Here is a 16,772-nt window from a genome sequence, read left to right as displayed (position 1 = left end):
GGGCGTGGTGTGTTTACCGGCGTATTTAGACGGAATGGCGGCTGAAAGGGAGGAAGGCGCATGCGGCGTGTGACCGTGGCAATGCTTATGCTCGGCTTCGGCCTTGCCGCCCTTGGTCTTGAGAGCATGCACGCCCGCTTCTCTGAAGCGCGTCATGACGCGGCACGGGCGGAAACGGCCCGCCTTGTCAGGGATCTGGGGCTGACCGATCTCGCCCTGTTTACCGAGGCCCGCTACGTGCGCCACATCTCGCAGGCCGATCTTTTCACGCCTTTTCAGGATGCGCCCGTTTCTTTCGAGCATTTTCCTTCCGGCACGCTGGTGGCGCCGCCTGCGCATCTCGGGCGTCACGCAGGCGCTCTGAGCGCCCGTCCGATTGAGAGGAACAGCCCATGAGACGCTGGCTGAGCAGACAGGCCCATCTCATCGACTTCACCCTTGGTGCCCTGTTGCGGCGCAAGGGGCGCAACCTGATGATGCTGGCGGTTTATACCCTGATCATCTTCATGCTCGCATCGGTCACGTTTCTGGGCTCGGCCCTGCGGTTTGAGGCCAAGGCCGCCCTGAACTACGCCCCGGAAGTGACGGTGCAGAACCTCATCATGGGCCGTCATGCCCTAAGCCCGCCGGATTGGGTCAAGAAGCTTTCGCGCATTCGCGGCGCCCGCAACATCCACGGCCGCCTGTGGGGCTATTTCTATGATCAGGCCGTAGGCGCCAACTATACGCTGATGGTGCCGCCGCCCAGGGCGCGCGATCTTGCGGTAAACCTGGGCGAGGTCATCATCGGCCATGCCATTGCCGATCTGCGCAAGGTCAGGCAGGGCGGCTATCTCTTTCTGCTCTCGCCCTCCGGCAAGCTGTTCAAGCTGAAGGTGATCCGCATCCTGCCCGAAGATTCGGCGCTGCTCTCGGCTGATCTCGTGCTTATCTCGGAGACGGATTATCGCGCGTTCTTCAACCTGACACCCGAAGACGGCTATACGGATATCGCGCTGACCGTGCGCAACAGCAACGAAATCCCCACCGTGGTGAACAAGATCACGCGCATTCTGCCCACGGCGCGCGTCATCACCCGCGAGGATATCTTGCGCACCTACGAGAATGTTTTCTCCTGGCGGGAGGGCATCGTTCTGGCCATGCTGGCCACCGCCCTCGTCGCCTTTGCCATTTTCGCCTTCGACAAGGCCTCCGGCCTCTCCGCCGAAGAGCGGCGCGAAATCGGCATTCTCAAGGCCGTGGGCTGGGAAACCTCCGATGTCATCGCCATGAAACTCTGGGAAGGCGGCCTCATTTCCGCCTTCGCCTTCATCTTCGGCGCGGCGGCGGCCTATGCCCATGTTTTCCTGTTTGACGCCAGCCTGCTGGCGCCGGTGCTGAAAGGCTGGGCCGTCCTTTATCCGGACTTTTCGCTCACTCCGGTGGTGGACCGGCTTCAGCTCATCACCCTCGCCTTCATCACCATCATTCCCTTCACCATCGCCACGCTGGTGCCGGTGTGGAAGGCGGCGATCACCGATCCGGACATCGTCATGCGCTGAAAAACGCGCGCGAAAGGGGCGGAACGGTAAGGCACAGGGATCAGAGGCATTCATCGAGACACAAGCACACCCGGCAGGAGCAGCGGCATGATCAGGCTCGAACACGTCACCCGCATTCACAACGAGGGCCGGCCCAATGCCGTCGTCGCCGTGAATGACGTTTCGCTTGAAATTCCGAAAGAGCGCGTCACCGTCCTGCGCGGCCCCTCCGGCTCCGGCAAGACAACGCTGCTCACGCTCATCGGCTGTCTTGCCCGCCCCACGCAAGGGCGCATCTGGCTTGATGACGAACTGATCTCCGCCCTGCCCGAGCGCTTCATGACCGAGGTGCGCCGCCGCACCTTTGGCTTCATCTTTCAGCGCTTCAACCTCATCCGGGGCTTGAGCGCCCTGGAGAACGTCATGCTGCCCGCCTATCCCACCGGCGAATCCCACGCCGCCTTAAAGGCAAGGGCTGCGGCGCTGCTTGAGCGTTTTGGCCTGAAGGCGCGCATGCATGAGAAAAGCGAACTGCTCTCCGGCGGCGAGGCCCAGCGCGTGGCCATCGCCCGAGCCCTGATCAACGATCCCGCCTGGATCATCGCCGATGAGCCCACCGCCTCGCTGGATACCGCACTCGTGGATCAGTTTATCGAGGAGATGCGGGCGCTCAAGAAAGCGGGCAAGTCCATCATCATCACCAGTCACGATCCCCGCATCTGGCAGGCCGATGTGGTGGACCGCATCGTCACCATGCAGGATGGGCACATCCTTTCGGTGGAGGACGTCTCCGCCAGGGAAAGGGCCGAGGAGAAAGAGCAGAATGCCTGAGAGTCCAACCGGTAATCCGTTAAACTGCCCCGCGCCCCGCCCAAGCACCTTGTTTGTTGCATAATATCGGGTGGTTGGGCGGGGGCGCGGGGCGGTGGGCGGTGCTAAAATTCGCCTGAAGGCGAATTTTCGTTTGGACTCTGAGAGCAAAAAGGAAAGGCAGGACGAGGAGGCATGATTTTCGATCCGCCCATATTGGCCCTGCTGCTTGCGGCCGCCGTCTCGGCCGTTGTCGCCATCGCCGCGGCACTCTTTGCCGTGCGCGTGTTGCGGCACTGGGACATCCGCTCCGGCTCCGCCCTGCAGATCCGCCTGGAGCGCCGCACCTATCTCGTCACCACCGCGCTGAAGATCGTCATGGTCATGCAAATGGCGGCGCTGGCGCTGTTCGTGCACAATGCCGACCGCATGGCCATTCTCTTCACCGGCGCCATGTGCGCGCTCGGCACGCTCAACGTCAATCAGTGGGGCATGCCGGCCTTTCTCGTCCAGATCGGCGTATTTCTCACATCCGCCGTCTGGCTGCTGCTCAACCGGGCTGATGAAATGGGGCGCGACTATCCCTTCACGCGCGCCAAATATGCCTTCCTGCTTCTCTTTGCGCCGCTGGTGGTGGCTTCGGCCATTTTGCAGTGGCTCTATTTTCTCAACCTGGATCCCAACGTCATCACCTCATGCTGCTCCAAGCTCTTCACGCCGGAAGGCAGCGGCCTGCAGGCGGACCTCTCCGCCATGGATCCGAAACTGGCGCTGATCATTCTTTTTTCCGGCGCCGGCTTGCTTGCGGCTCTCGCCCTGTTTTCCTCAGCCGGCCGCTGGCTGCATGTGATGTTGGGAATCTTGGGCGGCCTTTATTTCATGCTCGCCATTGCCGCCATCATCTCCGCCATCGCCCCCTATATCTACGAGACGCCGAACCACCACTGCCCCTTCTGCCTGTTGAAACCGCAATACGGGTTCATCGGCTATCTGCTCTATCTGCCGCTGTTTGCCGCCACCGCCCTCATGCTGGGCTCGGGGCTTCTCGCCGCGCTGGGGGCGCCGAAATCCCTGCAGCAGCGCCTGCCCGCCTATCAGAAACGGCTGAACTGGTCCGCGGCCGTGCTCTATCTCGCCTTCGCCGGCATTGCGCTTTACACAATCCTGCGCTCACACCTGATCCTCATCGGCTGAACACTCAGGCATAATTTTGTGCTGCTTGCTTCTGCGCCGGACAAAGGCTCTGGGACATGGGAAGTGAACCTGACTGAAGATGAAAACGAGTTTCATCAAAAAAGTTCGCATGTCTCACCACCTTAACGGGATATTCATACCTTGTCCCTCATGCTGCCTGCTCGGGTGAGCCGCGTGTGTGCCTGCGACGGCACGGGGGAGAGGCGCGGCACTCGGCCATCCATCGCTCGGTTCCAAAAAGTGCGTTGTTCGCAGGTGCGTTAGCTTGTCTTTGTGAGGGGGCGTTCCGTGCATATCGAGGATGGCCACAGGCGGGTCTGGCGTCTGACCTTGGCGCTCTTCGCTCTCATCTTTTCCGCGACATGGCTGTTTGGTGAACACTTCGTGACGGCGGGTGTTTCGCGCATCATGCACTTTTCCGCACAAAAGCGGGTGCATGACTGGCTTGCGCACATCCAGCAGGAACACAGGGATGTGTTTCTTTCCCTGAAGGACGGAAAGATCCGGCCCTATCTGCGGGGCAGGATGCAGATGGAGGCGCAGCACTACGGCATTGAGCGTTTTGTGCTTCAGGATCGCAAGGGTCAGGTTCTGGTCACCGAGCGCATTGAAGCCCTGCCGCTTTCGCTGATGCACGATGAAGGGCCGCATCTGCGGGTTCCGCCCCATCTTGTCGAGGCCGCAAGAAGGAGCGAGCTTCTGGCCGCGAGCATGAGCGGCGATGCTGCGCAGGTTGCTGCACGAAAGGCGGTGAAGGAGATCAGGCCCGAGGAGCGCAAGAAAGAGCTGATCGAAGTTTCCAGAACCATCACCGACGAAAACGGCGCGGCAATCGGAAAGCTCAAGGCCAGGGTCGATCTGGCGGAATTGCACGCCTATATCGAGGACTGGGTGCACAAGCTGGTGGCGACCACGGCTCTGGCCATGGTGCTGATCGTGCTCATCGCCTGGCTGGCCTATCGCATGATCACGGCGCAGAGCCGCAAGCAGATTGCGAAACTCGCCAAGGAAGATGAGCTGACCGGCCTGGCCAACAGGCGGCGGTGTCTGGAGGATCTCGCCGTTCAGCTCAGCCATGCCACGGAAAAGGGCGAAGGGCTGGCCTTCATCCTCGTCAATATCGACAATTTCGACCGTATCGCCTCTTTGCATGGTCCGCTGGCAGCGGAGCGGCTTTTGCAGGTTCTGGCGCAGCGCATCCGGTCCGTGGCCGAGGAGAGGGCGCTCATCTATCGCTTCGATTCCGACAATTTCGCCATCATCATGCCCGGGGCGCATGAGGCGGAGGCTTCGCGGCTGGGGCGCATCCTGCTGGCCACCATCGGCCGGCCGGTGCAAACCGATTTCGGCTTATTGCATCCGTTGATTTCCCTGGGCGTTGTCATGGTGCCGCAGGATGCCGACACGGTGGAACAGGTGGTGCGGCGGGCGGCCATGGTCTGCTGGGCCTCCATGCGCAAGGGCGGGCATGGGCTTTTGTTCTACACGCCGGAGCTTGAGGCGGTGCAGGCGCGCGGCAGTCATATGGAGCGGCTGGTGAAAACGGCGCTGAAGGAAGAGCGCCTGGAGATGCATTTTCAGCCGATCGTGCGCATGATGGATGGACGGCTGCACGGTTTTGAGGCGCTCTTGCGCATGCGGGATGAAAACGGCGATCTCGTGGGGCCGGATGAATTCATCCCCGTGGCGGAGGAGCAGGGCATGATGGAAGAATTCGGCGCCTTTGCCCTGCGCGAAAGCTGTCGCATCGCGGCGCAATGGCCCGAGCACCTCATGGTCGCTGTCAACCTTTCGCCCCTGCAGTTCGAATCCGGCGCGCTGCCGGCCCTGGTGCGCGATGCTTTGCGCATCGCCGGGCTGGCGCCGGAGCGGCTGGAGCTGGAAGTGACGGAATCGCTGCTTTTGGAGGATTCGCGGCTGGTTCTGGATCAGCTGCATGCGCTGAAGGCCATGGGCGTGCGCATTGCGCTTGATGATTTCGGCACGGGTTATTCCTCGCTCAGCTATCTGTGGCGTTTCCCCTTCGACAAGATCAAGATCGACCGCACCTTCATCGCCGACATGGACAAGCACAAGGACGTGCAGACGGTCCTGCGCGCCACCCTGGCCATGGCGCGGAGCATGAAGCTGCCGGTGACCGCCGAGGGAATCGAGCACGAGCATCAGGCGGCCTGGCTGCGCCGGCATCATTGTCACTTCGGACAGGGATGGCTGTTCGGCCGGCCGCTGCCTGCGGAGGAGGTGGTCAACGTCATCGTGCGGGACAGAGTGGATGTCACGGATGGCGGAAATCCCAGAGGCGAGAGGCCCGAAGATACCGGCACGGTGGAGATCCTGGCCGTGCACCGCCAGAAGCGGGCGTGATGCTCTTGCCGCCTGAACGTTGGCGGAGACAAAGGGATCTCATGAAAGCCGATCAGGCGCCTTCGGTCGCGTCGCTTTCAGGCGCTGCGGTGATGATCACCGCCTCCTCGTCCTGGGCGATTTCCAGGCCATAGCCGGTTTCCTCCAGCAGGCGCAGGGTATAATAGGGCTGCACCTTTCTGGCATCGATCTCATCCGGCAGAATGGCGCCGGTGAGCACGCTGGCGGTCTGTTCCGGCAACGCCGCGCGGCGCCCTTTCGCCTCCAGCACAAGGCGCGGGCCTTCTGCCGTTACGGTTACGGTGCCGCCGCGCGGGACGCAGGAGACGGCGATCAGCATCAGGTTGAGCAGGAGCTTGACGATGCTTTTCGGGCGGGTTTCGGCCGGAGCCTGCCAGTTGAGCGAGACGCGATTGTCATCGGCCATAAGTTTGTTGGCGAGCGCGCCGGCATCATTGAGCGAGATTTCCGTACCGGCAGAACCGGCGGCGCCAAAGGCAAGACGCGCAAACTGCAGCTTGGCCGAAGCCTGACGCGAGGAGGTTTCCAGCAGATCAAGGGCGACTTTTCGCATCTCCTCATCGGAATCGTTGCGCAGGACCTCAACGGCGTTGGCAAGCGCCCCCACGGGTGAGATGAGATCGTGACAGATGCGGCTGGCGATGAGGGCGGCCAGATCCATGTCGGAGAGATGCGGCAGATCGGCAGGCGTATAATCCGAATCGGTCATGAGTTCTTGCCCCGCTTTGCAGTGTCTTTGTTGACGAATCGGCCCCTTTGCACCCATCTCCATCCATGAATCATTCTGGTTTTCGCTGCAAGGGGCGCTTGTGCGCTTTTGCCCCGGTGGCTAACCTGCCCGCGAAGGGATGTCTCTGGTTGTACACTTAAGGGGATTTTAAGTGACTCACGAACCATCATCCATGTCCGGCGCCAGTCAGGCCATGCCGGAAGAGCTTGTGAAACTGGGCAGGCTTGCCCATGCCGCAGGACGGGAGATCATGCGCCATTATGGCCAGGCGGCGGTGCGCACCAAGGCCGATGATTCCCCGGTCACGGCGGCGGACGAGGCGGGAGAGGCCATCATCCTCAAAGGTCTTGAGGAATTCTGGCCCGATGTGCCCGTGGTGGCCGAGGAGATGGTGGCGGCTCAAGGCCGGCCGACATTTTCCGGCGATGTCTTCTTTCTCGTCGATCCTCTGGATGGCACGCGGGAATTCATCGCCAAAAGGGATGAGTTCACCGTCAATATCGCGCGTATTGAAGGCGGCAGGCCGGTGTTCGGTGTCGTCTATGCTCCGGCCTTGCGGCGCATGTATCTGGGCGATGTGCAAAACAGGCGTGCCTTCATCGGCACATGTTCGCCCGATGAGGCGTTCAGCGAAAAGGCGTTTGTGGCACTTCGACCTGAAGCGCGGCCCAAGGGACGGCTGCGGGCGGTGGCCTCGCGTTCGCATCGCTCGCCGGAGACCGACACGTGGCTGAAGGATCACGGAATTGCCGATGTGGTCTCCTATGGCTCTTCCCTGAAGCTCTGTGCGCTGGCGGAGGGCAAGGCCGATGTCTATCCCCGTCTGGGGCGCACGATGGAGTGGGACATCGCGGCGGGACAGGCGGTGCTGGAGGCCACCGGCGGGCAGGTGCTAGTGGCGGACAGTGACGAACCGCTGCGTTACGGCAAGGCGGAAGCGGGCTTTGCCAATCCGCCCTTCGTGGCCTGGGCGGCCGGGGTTGAACCCTTCTGAGAACGGTGATGGCGGACAGGCTGAAGCGGCTGGTTTTCTTCATTGTGCTGGTCACTTTGGCCTTTCTTGCGCCTTTTCCGGCGCAGGCCGGGCCGGAGGCGGACTTTCGGGCCTGGCTTGAACATACGCTGTGGCCAAAGGCGAAAGCTGCGGGTATCTCGCGGGCCGTTTTCGATTCCGCCTTCAAGGGCGTGCGCCCGCAGCTGAAGCTGCCGGATCTGGCGCTCAATGGCCGGAGGGTTCCAAAAAGGCAGCGTCAGGCGGAATTCGGCGTGCCTGCCGCCTATTTCAGGGAACGGGGCTTGCGGGCGCTGATGAGCAGGGCACAACGGCTCTGGCGCACACACCGGCGCCTGCTGGCCCGCATTGAGCGGCGCTATGGCGTGCCGGCGCCGGTTATCCTGGCGATCTGGGGCAAGGAATCCCATTTCGGTGCGGCGCGTCTGCCGCATGATGCCCTGCGCATTCTGGCCACGCAGGCCTGGAAGGGACGGCGGCGCGATTTGTTCCTGCGCGAGACGCTGGCGGCCTTGCGCATTCTTGAAAAGGGGTATGCCACGCGCGGGATGATGCGTTCCTCCTGGGCCGGGGCGCTGGGACAGCCGCAGATGCTGCCCTCGCGCTATTTGCGTCATGCGGTGGATTTCGATGGTGACGGACGGCGGGACATCTGGCGTTCGGTTCCGGATGTTCTCGCCTCCATCGCGGCGCATCTTGAGCACGGTGGCTGGCAGCGCGGCCTGCCCTGGGGCGTGGAGGTGATCCTGCCGGAAACCGTGCCCTGCACGCTGGAGGGGCCTGATCAGGGCCTGCGCCTTGCAGACTGGAAAAGACGCGGGGTTAAGCGGGCCGACGGGCGGCCGTTCCCCCGTGCTTTCAAGGGGCGCCGGCTGTATCTGCTGCTGCCGGCGGGGCGGTATGGCCCGGCCTTTCTTGTCAGCGACAATTTCTATGTGCTGAAGGACTATAATTTCAGCGATCTCTATGCGCTTTACATCGGCCATCTCGCCGATCGCATCGCCGGGCGGGTTAAGGGGCCGTTTCATGCGCCGTGGCGGCCGGCGGGGCATCTTTTGCGGTCGGATGTGGCGCGCATGCAAAAGGCGCTGGTTGCGGCCGGTTATGATGTTGGCGGCATTGACGGGCTGGCGGGCTTTCGCACCCGGCGGGCCATCGGACTGTGGCAGACCCGGCATGGGCTGAAACCGAGGTGTTTTCCGGATCCCTCGCTGCTGAACAGCCTGGCGCGCCCCTGATGAGGGCGATAAAGGCAAGGGCCGGCTGCCTTTCATCAACCTTTCCATAGCGTTAACGGCGCCTCAACATTTTTTCGCGACAATGCCCACAACAGGCCGCAGAAGCGCCGAAAAGCGGTGTTGCCATGCGCTTTGCGGCACGCGTGATCCGGATCGACGATCATCGATTGAGGAGCCTTCAGATGAAACGCAGGATTGCAGCCTGGTTGGGCGCTGCCGCCCTTGGCCTTTCCCTGATGATGCCGGCGGGCGCCGCGGAGAGGGGGCAGGTGACCATCATGCCCACGGCCGCGCAGGCCGGCGCGCGCCATGTGCAACGCGAGACCTTTTCGGCGCAGGAGATCATCGACGCCGGGCACAAGTTTTTCGGCACGACGACCAAGGGCCTGGCGCGCGCCGTTGAATCCGTCTTCGCCCGGCAGGGCCGCCCTTCCGGATACATTCTCGGCGAGGAAGCCTCCGGCGCCTTCATCGGCGGGCTGCGCTATGGCGAGGGCTGGCTGTATCTCAAGAACGGTCAGCGCAGAAAGGTGTTCTGGCAGGGGCCGAGCATCGGCTTTGATGCCGGGGGCAATGGCTCCCGCGTGCTGATGCTGGTCTATGACATCGACAGCCCGCGGCAGATCCTGGGCCGTTTTCCCGGGGTGAATGGTTCGGCCTATGTCGTGGGCGGGCTGGATATCAGCGTGCATTCCAACCAGCAGATCATTGTGGTTCCCATCCGCACCGGCGTGGGGGCGCGCCTTGGGGCCAACATGGGCTACCTGAAATTCACGGCCCGGCCCACGTGGAATCCTTTCTGATCGATCTTCCCTCCCTTCATGGAACCAGGATGGACCCACTGGCCGCCCGCAAGACGGGCGGCCTTTCTTGTGTTGGGCGAAGTTTTCCGCCGAAATTCACCCATTCGGTGCGCCATGATTGAATCCGGCGGCGTTTTGGGCTTCAATCGCGGCCAATCTGGAAAAAGATCGGAAAACCGGCAAGAGCCGGGAGGCGTTGGGGCGCGCTGCGCCCCGTGACAGGAGCCGGACAGCAGCGGATGAATGCCACGGATCTGATATTTTCCGTGATCGCGGCGGCGGCGGGCGTGCTTTTCGTCCTGCTTCTGCTGCGCCATGCCTGGAAGACGACGCGGCGACGCATCGAATTGCGCCGGCGGGAACGGGCACGGCCTGACGAGCTGGCCACCCTGCGGGCCGAGCGCGACCGGCTGCGGGCGGCGCAGGCGATCCTGCGTCAGCAGCTGGAGGAACGCATCGCCGAATATCGGGCGGAAAAGGTGGCTTTCGAGACTGAGGCGGTGCGCCTGCGCAATGACCTGGGAGAGACACGGGAAGACCTCAAGGAGGCCAACGAGGAGATCGCGCGCAAGGCGAAGGACATTGCGCGGCTGAAGGAGATCGTTGCCAATCTGGAAAAGGATCTGGAGGCCCGCACGCGCGAGCTCAACGAGACGCGCAACCGGCTGCGCCAGCGCGAGGCGACCCTGAAAGAGCTGGAAAAGGCGCATGCGGCCCTGGAACGCGAGCGCAACCGGCTGGTGCACAGGCTGGAGGAGGCTTTGTCGCGACAGGCGGCGCTTGAGAAGAAACTCGATGCGCGGGATGCGGAGCTTGCCGCGCTGAAGGCGCAGACTTTACGGGCGCAGCCGCCGGAGAAGGATGAAAAGACGGCACGGGTGGTTTCTCTCACAGAAGCCAGCCTGCGCAAGGGACGCACGGCGCAGGCTGCGGGCAACAAGGGCGAGGAGACGGATGGCCTGCTCGGGCAGGTGATCGCGCTGGACCGGCTGGCGGCGGCGCTGGGGCGCAAGGCCAAGGACAAGCCCGCCATGGCGGCGGAAACCACCGCGGCCGGTGCCGCCGGGCAGGAGGCGGCGGACATTGACATGAGCCAGCTCAGGGAAGAGCTTGAGCGGCTGGATGCCTTGTGGAAGGAACGGCTGGAGGCCTTACGCAAGGCGGCGGACGGGCCCTCCACCGCGCAAGGCAAAGAGAGCTGATCCCCGATTTTCCGGAAGACGAAGTGCTTTTCAAGAAAATGCCGCTGGCAGCGCCGTCTTTGAATTAAGTCCACGCTCTCGGCGAATTCCGGCCGTTATCCACAGCATGCCTTGATGCATCTTGATAGCGGGGCGGGGTTCTTGCATTTCGCCGGCAGGGGCGTCAAAGTTCCTTTCCCCCACGGTGCCTCGGGAAGGTTGCAGCACGAGAAGGAGAGGAGAGGCCACATCATGCGGGTGACGGTTGAACGCAATGCGTTGCTGAAGGCTCTCGGGCATGTGCAGAGCGTCGTCGAACGCCGCACGACGGTGCCGATCCTCTCCAACGTTCTGATGCAGGCCGGCGAGGAAGGCCTGAAACTGACCGCCACGGATCTCGACATGGAGGTGGTGGAGGAAGTGGCGGCCAACGTTCTGGAAGGCGGTGCGGGCACGGCGCCGGCCCATCTGCTGCATGACATCGTGCGCAAGCTTCCCGATGGTTCGCAGCTGTCCATCGAACAGCCGGATGAGGGGCGCGTGGCGGTCATTTCGGGGCGCTCGCGTTTCATGCTGCCGGCGCTGCCGCCGGAGGATTTTCCGGATCTGGCGGCGGGAGAACCTTCTCACGAATTCGCCATTCCGGTGGATGATCTCGCCTTTTTCATCGAGCGCACCAAGTTTGCCATCTCCACGGAAGAGACCCGGTATTACCTGAACGGAATCTATTTCCATACGCTGGAGCGTGAGGACGGATCGGTGGCCATGCGGGCGGTGGCCACGGACGGGCACAGGCTTGCGCGCGCGGAGCTGCCGGCGCCAGAAGGCGCGGCCGGCATGCCGGGCATTATCGTGCCGCGCAAGGCGGTGCTTGAGCTTCTGCGTTTGCTGGATGCGGCAGAAGAGGACGTGCAGGTGGCCTTAACCCAGAGCAAGATCCGTTTTGCGATCGATGGCGTGGTGCTCACCACCAAGCTCATCGACGGCAATTTCCCGGATTACGAGCGGGTGATCCCGATCGATAACGACAAGCGCCTGGAGGTGGACACGCGGCTGTTCGCCCAGGCGGTGGATCGTGTCTCCACCGTGTCCTCGGAAAAGGGGCGGGCGGTGAAGCTCAGCATCGAGAGCGAGCGGCTGGTGCTGTCCGTGAACAATCCCGAGGCGGGCTCGGCGGAGGAAGAGCTTTCCTGTCATTACGAGGGCGAGCCGCTGGAGATTGGCTTCAATGCCCGGTATCTCCTGGAGATCGCCGCGCAAATCGAAAGCGCCACCACCGTGTTTCTCTTCAGCGATGCCGCCTCGCCCACCATCATGCGCGACAGCGATGATGATCGCACCATCTATGTGCTCATGCCCATGCGCGTGTGATCCGTGTGTCTATTGAGCCTTTGATACCTCAAAAGACAGGTGAACCGGCGTCGGGGTGCTTGCATAGAGCGGCGTGCTGTGACACCGTGAGGCGGAACGCCTGCGTTTTTTAGGCATTTCTGGGCGGTTTTCACGGCCGCAAGCCACCATAACCATCAAACACTTCGGGAAGAGACGGGCAAGCACATGGCGGGGCGGATCGTGCGTTTTCCCTTTCCGCGCAGTACACAGGCGGAGGATGCGGCCAGACCCGCGCATGCGGAGCGGCGGGGCTTTCGCCATGGGCGGAAGGTGGGCAGCCCGGCCCTGGCGGGACGCGACCGCAACGTCATTCTGCCGCTTCGGGTGGAGCACGTCTCCTATATCGTCAACGGGCGCAAGCTGCTTGATGATCTCACCTTTGTCATCCGGCCGCGACGGCGGCTTGTGGTCCTTGGCTACAATGGCGCCGGCAAGAGCCTGCTGTTGCGGCTCTGTCATGGCCTGATCGCGCCGAGCAGCGGGCGCCTCATCTGGGAAGGGCCGCTGGGGCATGATCCGCAGGCGGTGCGGCAGGCGCAGGCCATGGTGTTTCAGAAGCCTGTGCTGCTCAGGCGATCGGTGCGCGACAATCTCAGTTTCGTGCTGAAAAACCGCGGGATTAAGGGGGCGGATCTGAAAATCCGGGTGCAGCGAGCGCTGCAGCGGTGCCGGCTGGATCATCTGGCGGATCGCCCGGCGCGGACGCTTTCCGGCGGTGAGCAGCAGCGGCTGGCGCTGGCGCGGGCCTGGATCCTGAAACCCTCGGTGCTGTTTCTGGATGAGCCGACCTCGGCGCTGGATCCGGCTTCCACGTGGGATGTGGAGCGCATCATCAACGACCTGCACGAGGCGACGACGACGGTGGTGTTCTCCACCCACGATCTGGCGCAGGCGAAGCGTCTGGCCGATGACGTGCTGTTCATCCATCACGGCCGCATCATTGAACAGGGGCCGGCGGAGACCTTTTTCTGCTGTCCGCAGACGGATGAGGCGCGCGCCTTTCTCGCCGGTGAGCTTCTGCCCTGATCGTTTGCGGATCGTTTTCAGGGCCATTCATCACGGTCGCTTGTCCGCACGGTCAAGGATGCACTGCACGAGGGCGTAATCCTCCGGCTTGTCCACATCCAGCGCCCCTTCGGCCCAGGGCATGAAGACGGGGGCGGCGGCAAGCCCCAGCGCCTTGCCAAGAATGGCAAGCGCACGCTCCGCCCCCCCTGAACAGAAAGCAAGACGCAGCAGGGAGCCCAGGCCAAACGAAAAGGCAAGGCGGAGCGGGTGTTTGCGATTGCGCTCCGCATCCTTCCAGAACTGCAGCGCACGGCGGGCGCGAGGGGTCATCAGGGCAAAGAGATTGCAGGAGGTCACGGCCTCGCCGCAGAGTTTCAGCCAGGTGCGACGCATGTCGGGATAGGCCTGCCTGATCAGGCTGCGGCGGGCAAGCGCGATGAACAGGTCGGCCTCTTTCGTCTGCGGGGTATTCAGCATGAGGCGCACCATGTCCGGGGTGAGCAGGGCATGATCGCCGGTGGTGAGCAGAACGGGGCGCCATGAGCCCTCTTCCGCGAGGGCGGCAACGGCGGCATCGGCAGAAGCGGCGGCGGATTCCCCGGCCGGCAGCAGGCGCACGCTTTCGGGAAGCGGCGTGCCGAGAGCGCTTTTTGCAGCATCAAAATCATCGATGACCACCGCGATTTCCTTGATGCGCGGATCGGCACGCAGGGCGCGGACAACCCGGGCGAGCATGGGCTCTTCCGCCACCGGCAGCAGGCACTTGTGGCGCACGCCCGTTGCGCGGGCAAGCGGATCATCCGGCCCGCGTGAGGCCGCCAGGACCACGGCGCGCCAGATGGTATCGGGCTTGCTGTCGTGTGCAGTCGTCATCGGAGGGACAGGTGGGTTTCAAGTGATGGGCTTTTCATAGATGCGATAGGTCTTGTAGGGCACACCGCCGACGGATTCGATGAGGTGACGCACGCGTGTGTTGGTCTCCAGGATCCAGGAGAGTTCGCCGCGTTTTACCCCGCGCCCGGCCTGATGGAAACGCACGGCATCAATGACGGCAAGTGCCAGCGCGGTGCCGATGGCGCTGTTCTGATAGCGCCTGCGCACCCCCATCAAGGGCATGCGCACGGCCGTGGTGGGGCCGGCGAATTTCAGCCTATAGATGAGTTTCAGCCAGTTGAAGGGCAGCAAACGGCCCCTGAAGTCGCGGATGATCTCGTTGATGTCCGGAATGGTGACGACCATGGCGGCGGGTTCGCCCTTGTAATGGGCGATCCAGACATCGCGGTCATTGACGATCAGGCGCAGCTCCTCGCCCATCTTGCGGATCTCTCTCGGTGTGAAGGGCACAAACCCCCAGTTCTCCGACCAGGCATCGTTGAAGATGTCCATGATCAGGTCGAGCTCCTCCTTTAAACGGCGCTTGTTCATGGGGCGGACGGTGATCGTGCCCTTGTCCAGCAGGCGGCGCAGCAGGCGGGCGGCGGCTTCCGGCACGGGCTGCAGGCCGGGATAGTCATAGGCGATCAGGTCCATGACCTTTTCAAGGCCGGCGGCCTTGACCCGCGCATCATAGTAGGGACGGGCGTGGCCCATGAGGATGACGGGCGGATGTTCAAAACCGTCCACGAGCAGGCCGCTTTCCTCATTGATGGAAAAATTGAAGGGCCCGCGCATGCGCCTCATGCCGCGCTCGGCCAGCCAGCGGGCGGCGGCATCAAGAAGGGCATCAAAGACGGCCTGATCATCCACCCCCTCCAGAAAGCCGAAAAAACCGATGTCATCATGATAACGCTCGAGATGCAGCCGGTTGATCTGTGCCGTGATGCGCCCCACGGGACGCTCGCCGCGAAAGGCCAGGAAATATTCGGCCTCGCCATGTTCGAAAAAGGGATTGTGCCGGCGGGAGAGGCGCTGGCGCATGTCGAAATCCAGCGGCGGCACCCAGGCGGGATCATCGGCGTAAATGGCATGCGGCAGACGGATGAAGGCGTGCAGCAGGCGCCCGTTTCGTACAGGGCGGATATCGATCGCGGTGGTATCATTCATGGCAGGATCGTTTTCGGTCATTGACGGGAGCGCCGCTTTAGGGCCTCTTATCACAGACATGCGTGAATCGGACAGCCAGAAATGGCCGCTGGGGCTGAAGATCCGGAAATGGCTGTTTCAGCGCTATTTCCGCGCCACCCGCTGTCTGACCCTGGGCGTGCGGGCGGTGGTGCGCGATGAAGAGGGGCGCATCTGCCTCATCCGGCACACGTACATGCCCGGATGGGCACTGCCGGGCGGCGGGGTGGAAAAGCTGGAGACGGTGGAGGAAACCCTGCGCCATGAGCTGCTTGACGAAGCGGCCATCCGCCTGCTCTCGCGGCCGCATCTGTTCGGCATTTATGCCAATCACGCCTTCTTTCCCAATGATCATGTGCTGATCTACACGGTCAATCCGGGGGAATACGAGCGTCTGCCCTGGCGGCCGTCACGGGAGGTGGCGGAGATGGGCTTCTTTCCGCCCGAGGCTTTGCCGGAAGGCACCACGCCGGGCACGCGGCGGCGCATCGAGGAGGTGGTGCGCGGCCAACCGCCGTCGGAATGCTGGTAAGTGATACCAAGTGAGCAAAGGCTGACCGGTGATATCATCCCACCTCCCACAGGGGCGGCTGGACGCGGGCGGTCAGGAGTGCTAGAGAGCGGGCCGGCATCGTTACGCGCGTTTCCTGTCCGGGGCGGCAAGGCATGATTTGCAGGTTCAGACGGATCAACCGCTCTTTTCTGCGACGACGCATCCCTGTCCGATGCGGCAAAGGGGCCTGATCCCCTTTCGTTGGCTTTTTCAGGGGGCGGAGCTGCAAAGACCTGGCTTCGCCTAGAAGTTGTGGGACTGTAAGGCCTTGGGCCTTTTGAAGGCAAGAGCAGGACAGGGAGCGGAGCAATCTTTCCCCCGGCGCTCCGGCAGTTTTCATGAACGGCATTGTCATTGAACAGGCCAGCGCTCCGCAAAAGGAGGCGGATGCGCTTCTGGATGCGGCTTTCGGCCTTGATCGGCGCACCAAGGCGAGCTACCGCCTGCGTGAGGGATCCCGGCCGGTGGACGGGCTCTCTTTCACGGCGCGCACGAGCGCGGGGCGGCTTGTCGGCGTCATATCCTTCTGGCCGCTTGTCATCGCGCCCGAGGGGCGAGAGGCGCTTCTGCTGGGGCCGCTGGCGGTGCATCCGGATGTGCAGAGTCAGGGCATCGGGGCTGCTCTTATTGAACGGGGTTTGCAGGCGGCGGATGCACAGGGGCACGATCTGATCTTTCTCGTTGGCGATGCGCCCTATTATGAACGTTTCGGGTTTGCCCCGGTTGTGCCGCACGGGCGGATTCTGCTGCCCGGGCCGTTTGATCCGGCGCGGCTGCTTTTCCGGGCGCGTCAGGCTGGGGCGCTCAATGGCGTGCAGGGGCTTTTGCTGCCGCCATGGCGGTATCAGGCAGGGCGCGAAAAAACGCGCGCGTAAAGTCGTGCAG

The 16,772-nt window shown here is 62.9% G+C and carries 16 protein-coding genes; 13 read left to right on the top strand and 3 right to left on the bottom strand.

The window, feature by feature from the left end:
* The first annotated feature begins 60 nt into the window (after positions 1 to 60).
* The 5 genes from EK16_RS01495 to EK16_RS11250 all read left to right on the top strand — a co-directional run bounded on the left by EK16_RS01495 (position 61) and on the right by EK16_RS11250 (position 5,888).
* Positions 61 to 396 (top strand): hypothetical protein, encoded by a 336-nt coding sequence (locus EK16_RS01495; RefSeq protein ID WP_038033913.1) that lies wholly within the window; start codon positions 61 to 63, stop codon positions 394 to 396.
* Positions 393 to 1,541 (top strand): ABC transporter permease, encoded by a 1,149-nt coding sequence (locus EK16_RS01490; protein ID WP_038033910.1) that lies wholly within the window; start codon positions 393 to 395, stop codon positions 1,539 to 1,541. Before EK16_RS01495 ends, EK16_RS01490 begins: the two co-directional genes overlap by 4 nt.
* A gap of 87 nt (positions 1,542 to 1,628) precedes the next feature.
* Positions 1,629 to 2,351 carry an ABC transporter ATP-binding protein gene (locus tag EK16_RS01485; RefSeq protein WP_051928755.1) on the top strand — a complete coding sequence of 241 codons (723 nt, stop codon included), beginning with the start codon at positions 1,629 to 1,631 and terminating at the stop codon, positions 2,349 to 2,351.
* Positions 2,352 to 2,525: 174 nt separating this feature from the next.
* A complete protein-coding gene (locus tag EK16_RS01480; RefSeq protein ID WP_038033906.1) occupies positions 2,526 to 3,524 on the top strand; it encodes a hypothetical protein in 999 nt (332 codons plus the stop codon).
* 288 nt (positions 3,525 to 3,812) lie between these two features.
* Positions 3,813 to 5,888, top strand: a complete 2,076-nt coding sequence (locus tag EK16_RS11250; RefSeq protein WP_051928754.1) for a putative bifunctional diguanylate cyclase/phosphodiesterase — start codon at positions 3,813 to 3,815, stop codon at positions 5,886 to 5,888.
* 52 nt (positions 5,889 to 5,940) lie between these two features.
* Here the strand turns inward: EK16_RS11250 and chpT are convergent, their stop codons facing one another.
* Entirely contained in the window at positions 5,941 to 6,618 is a 678-nt protein-coding gene (gene chpT, locus EK16_RS01470) for a histidine phosphotransferase ChpT (RefSeq protein ID WP_231573561.1), read from the bottom strand.
* 172 nt (positions 6,619 to 6,790) lie between these two features.
* Here chpT and cysQ point away from each other — a divergent pair, with 172 nt between their 5' ends.
* The 6 genes from cysQ to EK16_RS01440 all read left to right on the top strand — a co-directional run bounded on the left by cysQ (position 6,791) and on the right by EK16_RS01440 (position 13,291).
* A complete protein-coding gene (gene cysQ / locus EK16_RS01465) occupies positions 6,791 to 7,633 on the top strand; it encodes a 3'(2'),5'-bisphosphate nucleotidase CysQ (RefSeq protein WP_231573560.1) in 843 nt (280 codons plus the stop codon).
* Between the two features lie 8 nt (positions 7,634 to 7,641).
* Positions 7,642 to 8,889: a lytic murein transglycosylase gene (locus tag EK16_RS01460; protein ID WP_038033904.1), complete on the top strand. Its 1,248-nt coding sequence runs from the start codon at positions 7,642 to 7,644 to the stop codon at positions 8,887 to 8,889.
* A 182-nt stretch (positions 8,890 to 9,071) separates the two neighbouring features.
* The gene (locus EK16_RS01455) at positions 9,072 to 9,692 is read left to right on the top strand and encodes a DUF1134 domain-containing protein (protein WP_038033903.1); all 621 of its coding nucleotides are present in this window, start codon (positions 9,072 to 9,074) and stop codon (positions 9,690 to 9,692) included.
* Positions 9,693 to 9,931: 239 nt separating this feature from the next.
* Positions 9,932 to 10,894 (top strand): coiled-coil domain-containing protein, encoded by a 963-nt coding sequence (locus EK16_RS01450; RefSeq protein WP_038033900.1) that lies wholly within the window; start codon positions 9,932 to 9,934, stop codon positions 10,892 to 10,894.
* A 231-nt stretch (positions 10,895 to 11,125) separates the two neighbouring features.
* The gene (gene dnaN, locus EK16_RS01445; protein ID WP_038033898.1) at positions 11,126 to 12,244 is read left to right on the top strand and encodes a DNA polymerase III subunit beta; all 1,119 of its coding nucleotides are present in this window, start codon (positions 11,126 to 11,128) and stop codon (positions 12,242 to 12,244) included.
* Between the two features lie 186 nt (positions 12,245 to 12,430).
* Complete coding sequence (locus EK16_RS01440) at positions 12,431 to 13,291, top strand: energy-coupling factor ABC transporter ATP-binding protein (RefSeq protein WP_081910135.1); 861 nt, start codon at positions 12,431 to 12,433, stop codon at positions 13,289 to 13,291.
* 30 nt (positions 13,292 to 13,321) lie between these two features.
* On the opposite strand, the gene EK16_RS01435 is transcribed toward EK16_RS01440, so the two are convergent.
* Both EK16_RS01435 and EK16_RS01430 read right to left on the bottom strand, forming a co-directional pair.
* Positions 13,322 to 14,146 (bottom strand): NTP transferase domain-containing protein, encoded by an 825-nt coding sequence (locus EK16_RS01435; RefSeq protein ID WP_051928753.1) that lies wholly within the window; start codon positions 14,144 to 14,146, stop codon positions 13,322 to 13,324.
* 18 nt (positions 14,147 to 14,164) lie between these two features.
* The gene (locus EK16_RS01430) at positions 14,165 to 15,316 is read right to left on the bottom strand and encodes an N-acetyltransferase (RefSeq protein ID WP_081910170.1); all 1,152 of its coding nucleotides are present in this window, start codon (positions 15,314 to 15,316) and stop codon (positions 14,165 to 14,167) included.
* A gap of 58 nt (positions 15,317 to 15,374) precedes the next feature.
* Here EK16_RS01430 and EK16_RS01425 point away from each other — a divergent pair, with 58 nt between their 5' ends.
* A complete protein-coding gene (locus tag EK16_RS01425) occupies positions 15,375 to 15,866 on the top strand; it encodes an NUDIX domain-containing protein (RefSeq protein WP_038033895.1) in 492 nt (163 codons plus the stop codon).
* A gap of 359 nt (positions 15,867 to 16,225) precedes the next feature.
* On the top strand, positions 16,226 to 16,762 hold the full coding sequence (locus EK16_RS01420; RefSeq protein WP_051928751.1) for a GNAT family N-acetyltransferase: 537 nt from the start codon (positions 16,226 to 16,228) through the stop codon (positions 16,760 to 16,762).
* Positions 16,763 to 16,772: the final 10 nt, after the last annotated feature.

It is taken from the genome of Thermopetrobacter sp. TC1, assembly GCF_000746275.1.
In the GTDB taxonomy this organism is placed as follows: Bacteria; Pseudomonadota; Alphaproteobacteria; order Rhizobiales; family Aestuariivirgaceae; genus Thermopetrobacter.
This window is presented reverse-complemented; position numbering and strand designations above follow the sequence as displayed.